The organism is Pseudolysinimonas sp. (assembly GCF_051954455.1).
Lineage (GTDB): Bacteria > Actinomycetota > Actinomycetes > Actinomycetales > Microbacteriaceae > Pseudolysinimonas.
The window spans coordinates 46,863-61,604 of sequence record NZ_JBQCHS010000003.1 but is presented as its reverse complement, the minus strand read 5'-3'; the positions used below and the strand labels follow the sequence as shown (position 1 = coordinate 61,604).

The window sequence follows — 14,742 nt, the reverse complement described above, 5'->3', positions numbered from 1 at the left end:
CGGAGCCGGACCTTATGAACCAAGCTTGACCCCCCGGTCACGCATGAAGGGCACCGGGTTGACCAGCGTCGACCCGCCCTCGTACACCATGAAATGCAGGTGGCAACCCGTCGACCCCCCGGTCGTGCCGATCTTCGCGATCTGCTGCCCGGATCCCACTCGCTGGCCGATCCTAACCAGCATGCCGCCGTTGACGATGTGCCCATAACCGGTGACAGTGCCGTCGTCGTGGCGGATCTGGATGAAGTTGCCGAGGTCGCCCATCCACCCGGCGTAGACGACCGTGCCCGCCGCCGCGGCGAAGATCGGCGCCCCGCACGAGTTGGCGATGTCCTGCCCGGAGTGGAGCTTCCACTCGTGGTAGATCGGGTGGAAGCGCAGCCCGAACGGGTCGAGCAGCACGCCGTAGGCGGGGTCCGCCCAGCCGGAGGAGCTGATCCGCGCGGCGGCCTGGGCTGCGGCGGCCGCAGCCGCCGCAGCGGCGCGGGCGGCGACACCGGCCTGGTAGTCGGCCTCGGTCGCGGCGCGCTTCTGCGTCAGGACCGCGAGCTGCGCCTGCAGGTCCGCCTGGTGGTCGGTCTCGGCCTGAACCGCGTCGGCGGCCGCCTGGGCGGCGGCCTGAGCGGCCTCGAGCGCCTGCTGCGCCTTGACCTTGAGGTCGGCGAGGAGCTTCTTCTGCACGGCGGCCTGGTCGGTCAGCGACTGGGCGTTCTTCTGCAGCTGCAGCGCGTGCTCGTAGATGCCCTGCGACTGCCGGATCAGGGTGTTGTAGGCCTGCAGCCGGTAGAGCTGCCCGTCGGCCGAGCCCTGGTGCGACAGCAGGGTCGCGGTGGAGTCGGTGCCGCCGTTGGTCTTCGACAGCTGCGACACGAGGCGGGCGGCCTTGTCGCGCGCGTCGTCAGCCTCCTTCTTCGCGGTGTCGGCCTGCGCCTGCAGCTGCTGGGTCTTGTAGTCCTGCTCGTCGTAGGCGTCCTGCGCCTTGCCGTAGGCCTCGCCCTTCGCCTGGGCATCGGCCTGCGCGGCGTCGGAGGCCGCCTTCAACTGGGTGAGCTGCGCGGTGATCTGGGCGACGAGCGCCTGCGTCGTGGACTCCGCCTTCTGGGCGTTCTGCACGTCCTGCCAGGTCGGGTAGTCCATGCGGGCGGTCGGCGCCGCCTCCGCCGCCTGCGCCGCGGGCACTCCCGCGAACGCGCCGACGGGCAGGAGGGCGAGTGCGATGGATGCCGCGATCGCGCGCATCCGGATCCGCGTCCCCCGCATGGTGGTGCCCGCTCCGGTCATGATCTCCCCAGTTCCCGTGGAACGGCGCACCAGAGCAGGCCTATTCACACGAATAACATTGTTCACACTAACAACAGGCATCTCGAAGTCTCAATGCCGGGTTGAAAGTAACCTCGACAGCCCGCGATCCCGGGGATCCCGGGCGGTGCGGCACCGCATCCGGGTCGGAGGGGCGCGCGGCGGCGCGGCGTCGCGGCTGCTCGAGCGTTCGGTTGGCGGCATCCCCCGACGTCCCGTATGCTTGACCCTCGGTTGCCGTGCGGTTCGCTCGCGGCCCCATCGTTTAGTGGCCTAGGACACCGCCCTTTCACGGCGGCAGCACGGGTTCGAATCCCGTTGGGGTCACACTGAACAGCACACAATTCAACAAGCAAGGCCCTGTAGCGCAGTTGGTTAGCGTGCCGCCCTGTCACGGCGGAGGTCGCGGGTTCAAGTCCCGTCAGGGTCGCGGATGTCAGAGCCTTTCCGCGAGGGAAGGCTCTTTCTCCATCGCGACGGTCTCGCCACCGTCGCGAAACCGGCTCTGTAGCTCAGTTGGTAGAGCGCACGACTGAAAATCGTGAGGTCACGGGATCGACGCCCGTCGGAGCCACCACAAAGCCCCCGGATTCTCGGGGGCTTTCGCATCTCGGGAACCGCCGACGAACCGGGGAACCGCCCGCTACCCGCGGCCTGCGCGCACCTGGGATTCGGCGCGATGCTTCGGTCACCCTATGCTTCCAGTTAGGACAGCCTTACCAAACTGGAGTGCGAGTGAATTTCGGGACCGCCGTACTGCTCGGGCTGATCGCCGGCGTCACGATCCTCATCGGGCTGCCCGTCGGACGGCTGCGAGCACTCAATCCTGCGCTGCGGACGCTGCTGAGCTCGATCGCCGTCGGGATCCTCATCTTCCTGGTGTGGGACGTGCTCGCTCATGCGTGGGAGCCGATCGACGTCGCCCTGGCGAGCGAGCGCCATCCCGAGGTCCTCCTCGTCGACGGAGCGGTGTTCGCCATCGGCCTGGCCCTGGGGCTCGTCGGCCTGGCGCTCCTCGAACGGCGGATCCGCCGGCGCCGCGGAGACGAGGACCTGCCGCGCCGCCACCTGGCGCTGCTGATCGCCGCGGGAATCGGCGTGCACAACTTCGCCGAAGGGCTCGCGATCGGCCAGTCGGCGGCCAGCGGCGTGCTCGACCTCGCCGTCGTGCTCGTCGTCGGGTTCGCGCTCCACAACGCCACGGAGGGGTTCGGGATCGTCGCCCCGCTCGCGGGGGAGGGAGCACGGCCCAGTTGGCCCTTCCTTCTCCTCCTCGGGCTGATCGGCGGAGGGCCGACGGTGGTCGGCGCTGCGCTCGGGTCGGTGCTGGTCAGCGACGTGCTGTCGATCCTCTTCCTCACCCTCGCCGCCGGTTCGATCGTCTACGTGATCATCCAGATCGTCGGCGGCATCGCCCGCGCCAAGCGTGCGGAGCTGGTCGCCGTCGGCGGCTTCGTCGGGCTGATCGCCGGGTTCGCGACGGACGCCATCCTCACCGCTGCGGGCGCCTGAGCAGTCGGCGGCGGATCGGGCGCCGAACGGCCCGCGCGGCCGAGGGCGCGCGGGCCGTTCGACGAGGAGGGCGTCAGCCGTCGGAGCCGGCCGCCGTCGTGCTCGCGGTGATGTCGAGCTTCTTCAGGGCGTTCTCGACGTAGGTGTTGGTGAAGGTGTCGCTGTACGAGATCGAACTCGTGTCGACGCCGATCGCCTTCTCCATCGCGAAGACGGTCTTGGGCCCCCCGGCCGGCATGAGGCCGTCCGGCAGGAACTGCCCGTAGTCCTGCTGCAGCCCCGCGATGTACGCCGCCTTCGAGATGGTCGCGTTCTGCACGAAGGATGCCGGCAGCTTGTCCGCGACGTCCGCGGCCGTGTGGGTGTGGATCCAGTGCATCGTCGCGGTCAGGGCGGTCACGACGGCCTGCGCTGCGGCCTTGTGGCTGCTCACCCACGACGCCTGAGCGAGGAGACCGGCAGCGGGCCAGGCGCCGCCGAGTGCGGCATCCGCTCCCTTGGTGGTGGCCAGGTCGATGGCCGAGGTCGCGAGCTTCTGGTTCTCGAGGGCTCCGACCGTCGGCTGGGTCGTCATGACGCAGTCCGCGCTCCCTCGCTGGATCGCGGCGATGGCCGTCGCTCCGGCGCCGACGGCGATCGTCTTGTAATCGGACTTGCCGACCCCGGCCTTCGAGGCGATGAACTGGGTCAGCTCGTCGGTCCCGGATCCCAGGTCCGTGACCCCGACGGTCTTGCCCTTGAGGTCGGCTCCGGACGACACCTTCGCCTTGGGGTTGCACATGATGCGCTCGCCGGGCGCTCCGGAGAGCTGGATCAGGTTGATGACCTTCTTGCCCTTGACCTGGAAGTCGATGGTGTGGATGTACCAGGCCCCGGCCATGTCGACCTGGCCCGACGCCATGGCATCCTCCGCCCCGACTCCGCCGTTCTGCTCCGTCGACAGCTCGACGTTGACCCCGTACTTCTTGTAGAAACCCAGGTTCTGAGCGAGCTGGTACGGGAGATAGATCTGCTTGTCGATGCCGCCGACCATCATCTTGACGGTGGGGAGCGGGGCTCCGGACGAGCCGGCGGTGGAGCCGCTTCCGCCGGTGCTGCAGGCGGCGAGACCCAGGGAGAGGGTGACGGCGCCGACGGCGACGGCAGCGACGATGCTGCGCTTGTTCATCTTGGTGGGTTCCTTTCGGCATGCCGGACGGATGCCCGGCGGTCTGGGGGTGGGCGGAGCGGGTCAGACGACCTGGGACTCCGAACGCGACGGCGGGCGCCACTTGAGGACGACGCGCTCGAGGAGGGAGATGAGGTACTCCGCGCCCAGCGTGACGACGGCCATGATGACCATGCAGGCGAAGACCGTGTCGGGGTCGAAGTGGCCCTGCGCCTGGCTGATGAGGAGGCCGATGCCCTGGGTCGCGCCGAGGACCTCCGCGACGAGGGCGCCGATGATCGCGAACCCGAATGCGGTGTGCAGGCTGGCGATGATCCAGGTCATGGCCGACGGGATCGTGACGTGGCGCGCGACCTGCAGCCGTGACGCTCCCAGCACGCGGACATTCGCCACGAGGCCGGGGTCGACCTCCCGCACCCCCTGGTAGGCGTTGAAGAACACGGCGAAGAAGACCAGCACGGCGGCCAGCAGGATCTTGGGGAAGATGCCGAGCCCGAACGCGACGATGAAGATCGAGCCGAGGACGATGCGCGGGATCGAGTTGAGGATCTTGATGTACGGGCTCAGGACGTCCGAGAGGTATCGATTCGACCCGAGGAGGATGCCCAGGATGATCCCCGCCACGGTGCCGAGGAGCATGCCCAGAAGGGCCTCCTGGACGGTGACCCACAGGTTCTCCCAGATGCTGCCGAACGCGGTGCCCTGGGTGAAGAGCGTGACGAGGGCGTTCCAGATGCCGCTGGGCTGGCCGAAGAAGAACTTGTCGACCCAGCCGACCGCCGTGAAGAGCTGCCAACCGCCGATGACGACGACCACGACGATGGCGCGACCGATCCAGACGAGCGTGGTGCGCCGGTTCCGGTCGCGCTTCGCCCTCGCCCGGATGCTCGCCTCCGAATCCGCGGACCCGTCCCGGCCGACCGCCGGAACCTCATGCTGAAGGAGCGTGGTCATGCCGCGACTCCGATCGACGCCGTGCGGGCGTAGGCCCGGGTGACCTCGTCGCGCAGCGACTCCCAGATCCGCGACTGCAGCTCGACGAAGCGCGCCTCGTGCCGCACCTCCTGCACATCGCCGCGCGGACGCGGGAGATCGATGTCGAAGATCTCCTTGATCGTCCCGGGGCTGCTGGTCATGATCGCGACCCGGTCCGCGAGCGCGACCGCCTCGTCGAGGTCGTGGGTGATGAACAGGACGGATGGCCGGGTCTGCTCCCAGAGCCCCAGGAGCTCGTTCTGCATGATGGCCTTCGTCTGGACGTCGAGGGCTCCGAACGGTTCGTCCATGAGCAGGATGCGCGGCTCGTTGATCAGCGCCGCCGCCATAGCCACGCGCTTGCGCATGCCGCCGGAGAGCTGGTGCGGGTAGCGATCCTCGAAACCGGAGAGGCCCACTCGGCGCAGCCAGTCGCGTGCCAGCTCCGTCGCCTCACGCTTCGACCGACCGAGCAGCACCGGCCCGATCGAGACGTTCTGCAGGACGGTCTTCCAGGGGAAGAGGGAGTCCGACTGGAACATGTAGCTGACTCCATCGGTGATGCCGTCGACGACGCGCCCACCGACCTGCACCGAACCGGCGCTCGGCCGCTCCAGCCCCGAGACCTGCGCCAGGGTCGTGGACTTCCCGCACCCGGTCGGCCCGACGATGGCGCAGAACTGGCCCGCTGCCACGGTCAGCGACACGTCGCGGATCGCCGTGAACGGCTCGCCCTTCGGCGTGAGGAAGCGCTTCGTCAGTCCGACGATCTCGATGCGTGCGGCGTCCTCGGGAGGAGCTGCGGTCGCGGGGCCGGGGTGGCGTGCAGTGTCGCCCATCTGCGTTGACCTCTCTGTCATCGGCTGTGACAGAGATGGTGGCGGTGCGAGGCGCGCGCCGTCGCGCTTCTGCCGCATCCGCACGTTCTGCGCGATATCCGGGACTTCTGCGCATTCCGCGCACCCGCTGCGGTGCCACAATTCCGACCATGCGACGACGCGTGCGGAAGCTCTCGAGCCAGATCTTCCTCGCGCAACTGGTCATCCTCACCATCGCCACCGTCGTCGGCTTCGCGCTGTTCGCCGCCGGAGCCCGGTCGCGACTGGACGAGGAGTACCAGGCGCGTGCCGCGGCGATCGCCGAGACCGTCGCGCAGATCCCGTTCGTCCAGGACTGCATGGCGAGCAACGATCCCGCCTGCCAACCCGATCTCCAGACCTTCGCCCTGGCGACCGCGAAACGCACCGGCGCGTCCTACGTCGTCCTGATCGACACGCAGCGCATCCGGCACACCCACCCGGTGCCGGGCCTCATCGGTCAGAAGGTGAGCGAGCCCATCGTGGCCTTGGACGGCAAGGTCCACCTCGGCACGGACAACGGCGCGACCGGCGTGAACGCCAACGCGCGCGTGCCGCTCTACTCGTCGGCCCGGGTGCTGATCGGGGAGGTCTCCGTCGGCATCACCGAGGTCTCGGTGTCTCGTCAATTGAGCGAGCAGCTGCCGGGATACGCGCTCTGGTTCGCGGTGATGTTCGCCATCGGGACGATCGCTTCGTTCGCTTTCGCCCGGTTCCTCAAACGACGCACCTTCGGCCTCGAACTGGACGAGATCGCACGACTCCTCCAAGAACGGGAGGCCACCCTGCACGGCATCCGCGAGGGAGTGGTCGCCGTCGACCCGTCAGGTCGATTGACCGTCGTGAACGACGAGGCCGAGCGACTGCTGACCCTCCCGGCGGGCGCCACCGGTCGGCGCGTCCACGACGTGGTTCCCGCCGGCGCGGTTCGGGACATCCTCGACGGATCGGATCCGCTCGTCGATGAGCTCCTGATGACGTCCGACCGCTGGATGATCGTCAACCGGATGCCGGTCATCCTCGACCGCCGCCCGCATGGGGTGGTCGTCACCGTCCAGGACCGGACGATGCTCGAGAGCCTGACGCGTGAGCTCGCCGGGGAGCGCAGCTTCACAGAATCGCTGCGCGCCCAGCAGCACGAGTTCTCCAATCGGCTGCACGCCATCGCCGGCCTCCTGGAACTGGGGCAGGCCGACGAAGCGCTCCGTTTCGTCCACGAGATCAGCGGCACGGCCGCCGACCTCGACAAGACGTTGCGTGAGCACATCGCGTCGCCCCAGATCGTCGGGCTGCTTCTCGGGAAGGCCGCGGAGGCCGGGGAGCGCGGGATCACGCTCTCCGTGGATCCCGACAGCCGACTTGGGCGCGCGCCCCACCACGTGCAGGCGCTCACGACCGTTCTCGGCAACCTGATCGACAACGCCTTCGACGCGCTCGCCGACACCGACGCCCCCCGGATCGTCGACCTCGATCTGGTGGAGACGCCCCAGTCGGTGTACGTGCGCGTCTCGGACAACGGACCGGGTGTGGATCCGGATGACGCCCCCCACGTGTTCCGCAACGGGTTCACCACCAAGCGGGGCTCGCGCGTGCGTCACAGCGGGCTGGGCCTCCACCTCGTGCGGACGACGGTCGAGCGCCTCGGCGGCACCGTCGAGCTCTCCGGCGGCACCGGCGCCACCTTCACCGTCGTGATCCCGACGAGCGACGAGGCCTCGCGGTGAACCGGCCCGAACTGACGGTGCTCGTCGTCGACGACGACTTCCGCGTCGCGGCGGTCCATCAGGCGTTCGTGGAGCGCGTCCCGGGCTTCCGGGTGGTCGGGCTCGCTCATACCGCGAAGCAGGCGCGGGAGCTCGCGGCGACGTTTCGACCGGACGTGGTCCTGATGGACGTGTACCTTCCCGACGGCGATGGGCTGAACGTCGTCCGGGACCTGCTCGCCTCGGCATACCCGCCGATCGCGCTCGTCATCTCGGCCGCGAACGACGTCGAGTCCGTCCGTACGGCTCTCCGTCTGGGTGCCGCGCACTATCTGGTGAAGCCGTTCACGTCCGCCGCGCTGGCTCAACGACTCCTCTCGATCGCCGAAGCGCACGGACATCTCGCGTCCTGGCCCGAGGATGCGACGCAGGACAACGTCGACGCGGTCTGGGGCCGCCTCCGCACTCCGTCGGAACGACCCGACATCGGACCATCGGGGCTGGCTCCGACCCTCCGGCTCGTGCTGGATGCGGTCGCGAGCAGCGACGGCATCTCGGCGTCGGAGATCGCCGCCGAGGTCGGTGTCAGTCGCGCAACGGCGCAGCGCTATCTCGCACAGCTGGAGTTGAGCGGTCTGGTGGACCTGCGGCTGCGCTACGGCGCCACCGGACGGCCCGAGCATCGCTACACGGCGCGGCGGGGCTGAGCGCCGGACCGCTCCCCGCATCCCGCCGGATCGAGTCAGGGCCGTCGCCCTCGCGACGCGGCCCGCGCTTCGAGGTCGATATTCGGAGCGGAGCCGCTCGCCGGATGCCCCCGCGCCCGCATTCTCGGCGATCCCACGAGTTCCGAATCAATTTCAATCCGATTCCGACCCGACGGCGAACTCCCACCACGGAGTCGATCGACAAGTCAATCTCCACACCGAGAAGAGGACACACTCACCATGAATAAGATGTCTCGCACCATCGCCGGCGTCGCCGCCGCGGCGCTCCTGGTCGGAGGCGTCGGCTTCTCCGCCGTCGCCGCCAACGCGGCGCCCGCGCAGCACTCCGCCGCCAGCAAGTCGATCCCGGCGCCCGCCGCCGCGGTGCCGCAGCTGTACGGCGGCAACACCGCCGTCGCGCTCGACAAGGGCTTCACCGACGCGCTGACCCAGCTCGGCCTGACCCCGGGTGTGACCGGCACGGCGACCCTGAACAACGGCTCGGTCGCCTTCCCGATCACCGGCGGCAGCGTCGTGTACTGGAACCCGAAGTCGAAGTACCGCCCGTACGTGCAGGGCATCATCGAGCACGACGGATCCGGCCTCTCGCTCACGGCGGGCGGCACCACGGTCGACCTGAGCAACTTCACCATCAACCCGGGCAACTCGAAGCTCTACGGTGACGTCTCGGTCAACGGCAAGGTCGCGGCCACGCAGGCCTACCTGTTCGACCTTCACGGCCAGACGCTGAAGCCGCTCAAGGTGGACGGCAACAACGCCATCCTCACCGGCACCACGGTGCACATCTCGCCCGACGCGGCCGCCCTGCTGAACAAGACGTTCAACACGGACAAGGTCCCGAGCGAGCTGCTCGTGGGCGTCGCGACCATCACGGCGCAGATCGCCCAGTAATCCGATCCGCGAGGGGGTCGTGACGCATCGCGTCGCGGCTCCCTCGCGGTCTCCGCATCGAAGGGGGTAATGCGATGACGAGCACGGAGCTCGCGGTGATCGGCGGCTCGGGTCTCGTCCGGCTGTTCGACGGGCCGGCGGAGCGCGTCGACGTCCACACCCCCTACGGATCCGTCACCGCGACGGTCGGCGAGTTCGCCGGACGCCGCACGGCCTTCCTCCCCCGCCACGGCGACGGCCACACCGTCGCCCCGCACCTCATCGCCTACCGCGCCAACATCTGGGCTCTCGCCTCGCTCGGGGTGCGCGTCATTCTCTCCAGCTCGGCGGTCGGGAGCCTCACCCCCGACCTCCCGCCCGGCACCCTCGCGCTCACCGACCAGATCATCGATCGCACCACCGGGCGCGCCTCCACCTTCTTCGACCGCGGCGAGGTCCACCACCTGCCCGCCGCCGATCCGTTCGACCCCGCGCTGCACGTCCTCGCCCTCGAGGCGCTGCGCGCCGCCGGCGAGGACGTCCGCCCCTCCGCCACCGTGGTCGTCATCGACGGACCGCGGTTCGCCACCCGCGCCGAGTCGCGCTGGCACGCGGCGATGGGCGGCGAGCTCGTCAACATGACCATGGCCCCCGAGGTGTTCCTCGCGTCGGAGCTCGGCCTCGGCACGGTCAACCTGGCCTTCGTCACCGACATGGACGCCGGGATCGACAGCGGCGACCCGGACGCCGCCAGCCAGTCGCTCGTCTTCGAGCGGCTCGCCGCCGCGCAGCCGCGCATCGTCGCAGCGCTCGCCACCATCGCCGGCGCGATCCCGCCCGGCCACCGCGCCCCGCAGCACATCCCCGCGGACGCGATCGCCACCGTCCTCGGGAGGACCTCATGACCCGGATGCTCATCACCGGCGGCGGCGGCTTCATCGGCGGCGCGATCGTCGCCGAGGCGCTCGCCGCCGGGCACGAGGTGCGGGTTCTCGACTCGTTCCGGCGCGACGTGCACGACGGGGTCGCCCCCGTCGACGAGCGGGCCGAGCTCGTCGTCGGCGACGTGCGCGACGCCGAGACGGTCGACCGGGCCCTCGGCGGCGTCGACGTCGTCGTGCACGAGGCGGCCAAGGTCGGGCTCGGCGTCGACTTCTCGGACGCGCCCGACTACACGGGCAGCAACGTGCACGGCACCGCGGTGCTGCTCGCCGCGCTGGCCGCGCACCACGTCGAGCGGCTCGTGCTCGCGTCGTCGATGGTGGTCTACGGCGAGGGCGCGTTCACGGGGCGCTCGGGCCGCACCCGCCCCCTCGCGCGCCAGCCCGACGACCTCGCCGCCGGCCGGTTCGACCCGGTCGGGGAGAACGGCGAGCGCCTCGAGCCCGCGCTGATCGACGAGGACGACCCGGTCGATCCGCGCAACGTCTACGCCCTCACCAAGCTCGCGCAGGAGCATCTCGCCGCCGCGTGGGCCCGCTCGTCCGGCGGCCGCGCGATCGCGCTGCGGTACCACAACGTCTACGGGCCGCTCATGCCGCGCGACACCCCCTACGCCGGGGTCGCGTCGCTGTTCCGCTCCGCGCTCGCGCGCGGGGAGGCGCCGCGGGTGTTCGAGGACGGCGCGCAGCGACGCGACTTCGTGCACGTGCGCGACGTGGCCGGCGCGAACCTCGCGGCCATCGCGGCGACCGAGCGCGCGGATGCCGGGTCGTTCCGGGCCTACAACGTCGGCAGCGGCACGGTCCACACCATCCTCGACGTCGCCTCCGCTCTCAGCCGGGAGACGGGTGGCCCGGCACCGATGGTGACCGGTGAGTACCGCCTGGGCGATGTCCGCCATATCACCGCGTCGTCGGCGCGTGCGGCGCGCGAGCTCGGCTGGACCGCGCGGATCGGCTTCGACGACGGAATGCGCGAGTTCGCCGCGGCCCCGCTCCGCGGCGCGAGTGCGGCGGCGACGCGATGAGCGCCGCGCGCGTCGATCTCGTGCTCCCCTGCCTGAACGAGGCGGAGGCGCTCCCCGGCGTCCTCGCCTCCGTGCCGCCCGGGATCCGCCCGATCGTCGTCGACAACGGCTCGACCGACGGCTCGCGCGACATCGCCCGGAGCCTCGGTGCCGAGGTCGTGACGGAGACCCGACGCGGCTTCGGTGCCGCGGCGCACGCGGGCCTCGTCGCCGCGACGGCGCCGCTCGTCGCGTTCTGCGACGCCGACGGGTCGATGGATCCGCGCGAGCTCCTCCCGATGGCCGAGCTCGTCGAGACCGGCCGGGCCGACCTCGTCATGGCGCGGCGCCGCCCCCAGGGCGCGGGATCGTGGCCCCTGCACGCCCGGCTCGGCAACGCCGTCCTCGCCGGCCAGCTCTCCCGCCGCATCGGCGTGCGGCTGCACGACTTGGGGCCGATGCGCGTCGCGCGGCGCGACGCCCTCCTCGGCCTCGACCTGCAGGACCGCCGCAGCGGCTACCCGCTCGAGATGGTCCTCAAGGCCGGCGCCGCCGGCTGGCGCATCGTCGAGTGCGACGGCTCGTACGTACCGCGCATCGGCAGGTCCAAGGTGACCGGGACGGTCCGCGGGACCGTCACCGCGGTCCTCGACATGAGCCGCCGGCTCCGGGAGGCATGATGACCGACCTCGTGGTGATCGCCAAGGAGTGCCTGCCGGGGCGGGTCAAGACCCGTCTCCACCCGCCGTTCTCGCTCGAGGAGGCGGCGGAGCTCGCCGCCGCGAGCCTCGACGACACGCTTGACACGCTGGCCGACCTGCCGTTCGAACGCCGGATCATCGCCTTCGACGGCACGACCCCGCCGCCGCTCGCCCGCGGCTGGGAGGTCGTGCCGCAGTGCGCGGGCGGGCTCGACGAGCGTCTCGCCGCGGTCTTCGACGCGATCGACGGTCCGACCGTCCTCGTCGGGATGGACACCCCGCAGGTCGAAGCCGGCGTGCTCTCCGCCGCGCTGCCCGACTGGCCGGACGACACCGACGCCGTGTTCGGCCCGGCGGTCGACGGCGGGTTCTGGGCGCTGGGGATGCGGGAGGCGCGCGGCGACCTGATCCGCGGCGTGCCGATGTCGCAGAGCGACACCGGGGTCCGGCAGCTCGCGCGGCTGACCGCCGCGGGACTGCGCGTGCGGCTCCTGCCGCCGCTCCTCGACGTCGACGACATCGGATCGGCGCGTCGCGTCGCCGAGGCGGCTCCCGACGGCCGCTTCGCCGCCACCCTGCGCCGGTTCGACCGGCCCGCTCTGGTGGGTGCGGCATGAGCCAGCTGATCGCCTCCTTCGGCGCCGGCGGCGGCGAGCCTTACGCGCGCGCCCTCGAGGCGCAGGGGGGCACCCTCTACCTTCACGCCCTCGACGGCAGCGTCGCGGCGATGGACGTCGCGCGCTGGAGCGCCGACGCCGACGCGACCGACCTGCGGCTGCTGCGGATGATGCGCGGCCCTGTCCTCGACATCGGCTGCGGCCCCGGACGCATGGTCAAGGCGTCGCTCGAGCTGGGCCGGCAGGCGCTCGGCATCGACGTCTCCCCCACCGTGGTGCGCCGCGCCCGCGCGGCGGGGCTGCCCGTGCTCGAGCTCTCGGTCTTCGACGAGCTGCCCGACGAGGGCGCCTGGCGCACCGTGCTCCTCATCGACGGCAACATCGGCATCGGCGGGGACCCCGCGGCCCTGCTCCGGCGATGCCGCGAGCTCCTGCACCCCCGGGGCGAGATCGTGGTGGAGACGCACCCGAGCGCGGGCCGCGAGCGGGCGTTCCAGGGCTCCGTGACGGGCGACGACGGACGTCGGAGCGGCGTCTTCCCCTGGGCCGAGATCGGCGCCGTGCCGCTCGCGCGGGTCGCGCGCGAGAAGGGGCTGCGGACCGTTCAGTCCTGGTCGGCGGACGGCCGGACCTTCTGCCGCCTGCGGATCAGCCGGTAGGCCACGAGCGCCGCGGCCGTCAGCGCGGCGACCACGATCCACATCGCGCCGAGCCGCATCCCGTAGTCGGGCGTCAGCAGCGTCGCCGTCCCCTTCCCGAGGCTCTGCGACACGATCTCGGGCACCACGATCAGCGTGAACACCGAGCCGACGACGATCCCGCCCTGCACGATCGCGATCGCCCCGGTGCCGACCCGGCGCCCGGCGATCCGCCGCATCGCCAGGTCGACGGCGAAGACGCCCGGGGCGATGAGGGCGTCGTGGATCACGACGGCCGCCGCCAGCCAGCTCGCGAGGCCGAGGATCCTCACCCACGCGACCGTGTCGACGAGGATCCACGCCCCGAGGACCGCGATCGCGATCCCGGCGAGCACGAGGACGACGCGCCAGATGCGCATTCCGCGGGTCATGAGCGGGTCACCTCGATCGTGCCGAGCCACTTCGTCTGGAGGGCGCCCGGTCGCGCCGGGGCGATGATCCGCGCCGGGTAGCCGTGGTCCATGTCGAGGACCTCGCCGTTGAGGTGCAGCGCGACCAGGGTCCGGTCGTCGTCGATGAACTGCGCCGACATCTCCGAGCGCCGCGAGCTGCCGCGGACCTCCATGCTGCTGATCCGCACCCCCTCGCCCGGCCGGCGCCCGACCTCGGCGAGCAGATCCTTGAGCCGTACGCCCCGCCACGACGCCATCTGGCTCCACCCCTCGACGCAGGCGATCGGCAGGTCGACCGCGTGCTGGGGCATCGCGAGCAGCTCGTCGTAGCGGAACAGGCGCTCGACGCCGCTGCTCCCCCGGACGGCGAGCCGCCAGTCGTCGCCGACGAGGTCGTCGGTGATCTTCGCCGCGGCCGCGGTGCGGTTCACCGGCAGACCGCTCGGGCCGATCCCCGTGGTCCGCGGCGCGAAGACGTTCAGCGGCGCGAGGGCGCGGAAGGACTGGCCCGCGGTCAGGCCCACGACGCCGGCCACCCCGGCGATCGTCGTGATGAGGAACGCGCGGCGCGAGACGCGCGGCTCGGCGGTCGGCGTCGCGTCGATCCAGCGGATCACCCGACCCGTCACGCCGCGCGGCGCGTCGCCCGGCGCGACCGAGTCGCGGGGCACCCGCGCGCCGTCGTCCGACTCCTCCATGACCGGCCGGGGCTCCCCGGCCGCGTCGACCGTGCGATGCTTCGTCCAGTGCTCGGCGATGAGGGGGAGCTTGAAGCCGATGTGGATCACGAGCGAGCCGATGATGACGTACGCAAGCGCGTAATGCGTCTGCCGGAACGGGAACGGCCAGGGGTACCACTCGTAGGTGTTGAGGAGGCCGGTGACGATCTGCACGAGCGATGCGGCGACGAAGACGGCGATCGAGGCCCGCTCCACGAGATCGATCGGACCCCGCACGGGCGGGAAGACGAACAGTCGCGGGTAGACGACGTAGAGCTTGCCGAGCAGCAGGGGGAAGCAGGCGATCCCCGCCGCGACGTGGATCCCCTGCGTCCACGCGTACAGGGTGGCCGGGCTCGTCGGGAAGACCATGCCCGGGATCGGGTTCTGCAGGAAGTGGCTGTAGAGCCCGGTGCCGAAGCAGATCAGGAACGCCGCGCCGAGCAGCCGCCCCACCACCACGGCCAGCCGCGGGTGCCGCGGCGGCGACTGCAGCGCACGCCGCATCTCGTACAACAGCCGGCGCACGGGCCCTCCCTCGGTCGAGAGGTGTTC

The 14,742-nt window shown here is 71.0% G+C and carries 15 protein-coding genes and 3 tRNA genes; 12 read left to right on the top strand and 6 right to left on the bottom strand.

The annotated features are described in order from the left end of the window. Positions 1 to 12: 12 nt before the first annotated feature. Entirely contained in the window at positions 13 to 1,281 is a 1,269-nt protein-coding gene (locus tag ACTHM3_RS01365; RefSeq protein WP_440404290.1) for a peptidoglycan DD-metalloendopeptidase family protein, read from the bottom strand. A 272-nt stretch (positions 1,282 to 1,553) separates the two neighbouring features. On the opposite strand from ACTHM3_RS01365, the gene ACTHM3_RS01360 reads away from it, so the two are divergent. The 4 genes from ACTHM3_RS01360 to ACTHM3_RS01345 all read left to right on the top strand — a co-directional run bounded on the left by ACTHM3_RS01360 (position 1,554) and on the right by ACTHM3_RS01345 (position 2,811). Further along, positions 1,554 to 1,626 (top strand) — tRNA-Glu (locus ACTHM3_RS01360). Positions 1,627 to 1,655: 29 nt separating this feature from the next. After that, positions 1,656 to 1,729 (top strand) — tRNA-Asp (locus ACTHM3_RS01355). Between the two features lie 71 nt (positions 1,730 to 1,800). After that, a tRNA-Phe gene (locus tag ACTHM3_RS01350) sits at positions 1,801 to 1,876 on the top strand. 158 nt (positions 1,877 to 2,034) lie between these two features. After that, on the top strand, positions 2,035 to 2,811 hold the full coding sequence (locus ACTHM3_RS01345) for a ZIP family metal transporter (protein ID WP_440404289.1): 777 nt from the start codon (positions 2,035 to 2,037) through the stop codon (positions 2,809 to 2,811). A 73-nt stretch (positions 2,812 to 2,884) separates the two neighbouring features. Here the strand turns inward: ACTHM3_RS01345 and ACTHM3_RS01340 are convergent, their stop codons facing one another. From ACTHM3_RS01340 to ACTHM3_RS01330, 3 genes are all read right to left on the bottom strand, one after another. Next, positions 2,885 to 3,979 carry an ABC transporter substrate-binding protein gene (locus tag ACTHM3_RS01340; RefSeq protein WP_440404288.1) on the bottom strand — a complete coding sequence of 365 codons (1,095 nt, stop codon included), beginning with the start codon at positions 3,977 to 3,979 and terminating at the stop codon, positions 2,885 to 2,887. A gap of 63 nt (positions 3,980 to 4,042) precedes the next feature. Next, positions 4,043 to 4,933, bottom strand: coding sequence for an ABC transporter permease (locus ACTHM3_RS01335; protein WP_440404287.1), 891 nt, complete (start codon positions 4,931 to 4,933; stop codon positions 4,043 to 4,045). Beyond that, on the bottom strand, positions 4,930 to 5,793 hold the full coding sequence (locus tag ACTHM3_RS01330; protein WP_440404286.1) for an ABC transporter ATP-binding protein: 864 nt from the start codon (positions 5,791 to 5,793) through the stop codon (positions 4,930 to 4,932). Before ACTHM3_RS01330 ends, ACTHM3_RS01335 begins: the two co-directional genes overlap by 4 nt. A gap of 149 nt (positions 5,794 to 5,942) precedes the next feature. Between ACTHM3_RS01330 and ACTHM3_RS01325 the strand changes: the two genes are divergently transcribed. The 8 genes from ACTHM3_RS01325 (at position 5,943) to ACTHM3_RS01290 (ending at position 13,037) form a co-directional block, all read left to right on the top strand. Further along, complete coding sequence (locus ACTHM3_RS01325; RefSeq protein WP_440404285.1) at positions 5,943 to 7,535, top strand: ATP-binding protein; 1,593 nt, start codon at positions 5,943 to 5,945, stop codon at positions 7,533 to 7,535. After that, positions 7,532 to 8,221: a response regulator gene (locus ACTHM3_RS01320; RefSeq protein ID WP_440404284.1), complete on the top strand. Its 690-nt coding sequence runs from the start codon at positions 7,532 to 7,534 to the stop codon at positions 8,219 to 8,221. Before ACTHM3_RS01325 ends, ACTHM3_RS01320 begins: the two co-directional genes overlap by 4 nt. A gap of 249 nt (positions 8,222 to 8,470) precedes the next feature. Further along, positions 8,471 to 9,133, top strand: coding sequence for a hypothetical protein (locus ACTHM3_RS01315; RefSeq protein WP_440404283.1), 663 nt, complete (start codon positions 8,471 to 8,473; stop codon positions 9,131 to 9,133). A gap of 74 nt (positions 9,134 to 9,207) precedes the next feature. Continuing rightward, positions 9,208 to 10,017, top strand: coding sequence for an MTAP family purine nucleoside phosphorylase (locus ACTHM3_RS01310; RefSeq protein ID WP_440404282.1), 810 nt, complete (start codon positions 9,208 to 9,210; stop codon positions 10,015 to 10,017). After that, the gene (locus ACTHM3_RS01305; RefSeq protein ID WP_440404281.1) at positions 10,014 to 11,081 is read left to right on the top strand and encodes an NAD-dependent epimerase/dehydratase family protein; all 1,068 of its coding nucleotides are present in this window, start codon (positions 10,014 to 10,016) and stop codon (positions 11,079 to 11,081) included. The genes ACTHM3_RS01310 and ACTHM3_RS01305 overlap by 4 nt, the downstream gene beginning before the upstream one ends. Further along, positions 11,078 to 11,740, top strand: coding sequence for a glycosyltransferase family 2 protein (locus ACTHM3_RS01300; protein ID WP_440404280.1), 663 nt, complete (start codon positions 11,078 to 11,080; stop codon positions 11,738 to 11,740). The genes ACTHM3_RS01305 and ACTHM3_RS01300 overlap by 4 nt, the downstream gene beginning before the upstream one ends. Continuing rightward, complete coding sequence (locus ACTHM3_RS01295; RefSeq protein WP_440404279.1) at positions 11,740 to 12,378, top strand: TIGR04282 family arsenosugar biosynthesis glycosyltransferase; 639 nt, start codon at positions 11,740 to 11,742, stop codon at positions 12,376 to 12,378. Before ACTHM3_RS01300 ends, ACTHM3_RS01295 begins: the two co-directional genes overlap by 1 nt. Continuing rightward, complete coding sequence (locus ACTHM3_RS01290; RefSeq protein ID WP_440404278.1) at positions 12,375 to 13,037, top strand: class I SAM-dependent methyltransferase; 663 nt, start codon at positions 12,375 to 12,377, stop codon at positions 13,035 to 13,037. The genes ACTHM3_RS01295 and ACTHM3_RS01290 overlap by 4 nt, the downstream gene beginning before the upstream one ends. Here ACTHM3_RS01290 and ACTHM3_RS01285 read toward each other — a convergent pair. Then, on the bottom strand, positions 12,983 to 13,447 hold the full coding sequence (locus ACTHM3_RS01285; RefSeq protein WP_440404277.1) for a hypothetical protein: 465 nt from the start codon (positions 13,445 to 13,447) through the stop codon (positions 12,983 to 12,985). The genes ACTHM3_RS01290 and ACTHM3_RS01285 overlap by 55 nt on opposite strands. Next, positions 13,444 to 14,715, bottom strand: a complete 1,272-nt coding sequence (locus ACTHM3_RS01280; protein ID WP_440404276.1) for a molybdopterin-dependent oxidoreductase — start codon at positions 14,713 to 14,715, stop codon at positions 13,444 to 13,446. Before ACTHM3_RS01280 ends, ACTHM3_RS01285 begins: the two co-directional genes overlap by 4 nt. Positions 14,716 to 14,742 lie beyond the last annotated feature (27 nt).

What these genes read in the sequence shown, in the direction of transcription:
- ACTHM3_RS01325 (WP_440404285.1), top strand. Translation starts at nt 5,943, where the DNA reads ATGCGACGACGCGTGCGGAAGCTCTCGAGCCAGATCTTCCTCGCGCAA.
- ACTHM3_RS01335 (WP_440404287.1), bottom strand. Translation starts at nt 4,933, where the DNA reads ATGACCACGCTCCTTCAGCATGAGGTTCCGGCGGTCGGCCGGGACGGG.
- ACTHM3_RS01315 (WP_440404283.1), top strand. Translation starts at nt 8,471, where the DNA reads ATGTCTCGCACCATCGCCGGCGTCGCCGCCGCGGCGCTCCTGGTCGGA.
- ACTHM3_RS01330 (WP_440404286.1), bottom strand. Translation starts at nt 5,793, where the DNA reads ATGGGCGACACTGCACGCCACCCCGGCCCCGCGACCGCAGCTCCTCCC.
- ACTHM3_RS01305 (WP_440404281.1), top strand. Translation starts at nt 10,014, where the DNA reads ATGACCCGGATGCTCATCACCGGCGGCGGCGGCTTCATCGGCGGCGCG.
- ACTHM3_RS01285 (WP_440404277.1), bottom strand. Translation starts at nt 13,447, where the DNA reads ATGACCCGCGGAATGCGCATCTGGCGCGTCGTCCTCGTGCTCGCCGGG.
- ACTHM3_RS01300 (WP_440404280.1), top strand. Translation starts at nt 11,078, where the DNA reads ATGAGCGCCGCGCGCGTCGATCTCGTGCTCCCCTGCCTGAACGAGGCG.
- ACTHM3_RS01290 (WP_440404278.1), top strand. Translation starts at nt 12,375, where the DNA reads ATGAGCCAGCTGATCGCCTCCTTCGGCGCCGGCGGCGGCGAGCCTTAC.
- ACTHM3_RS01310 (WP_440404282.1), top strand. Translation starts at nt 9,208, where the DNA reads ATGACGAGCACGGAGCTCGCGGTGATCGGCGGCTCGGGTCTCGTCCGG.
- ACTHM3_RS01295 (WP_440404279.1), top strand. Translation starts at nt 11,740, where the DNA reads ATGACCGACCTCGTGGTGATCGCCAAGGAGTGCCTGCCGGGGCGGGTC.
- ACTHM3_RS01340 (WP_440404288.1), bottom strand. Translation starts at nt 3,979, where the DNA reads ATGAACAAGCGCAGCATCGTCGCTGCCGTCGCCGTCGGCGCCGTCACC.
- ACTHM3_RS01365 (WP_440404290.1), bottom strand. Translation starts at nt 1,281, where the DNA reads ATGACCGGAGCGGGCACCACCATGCGGGGGACGCGGATCCGGATGCGC.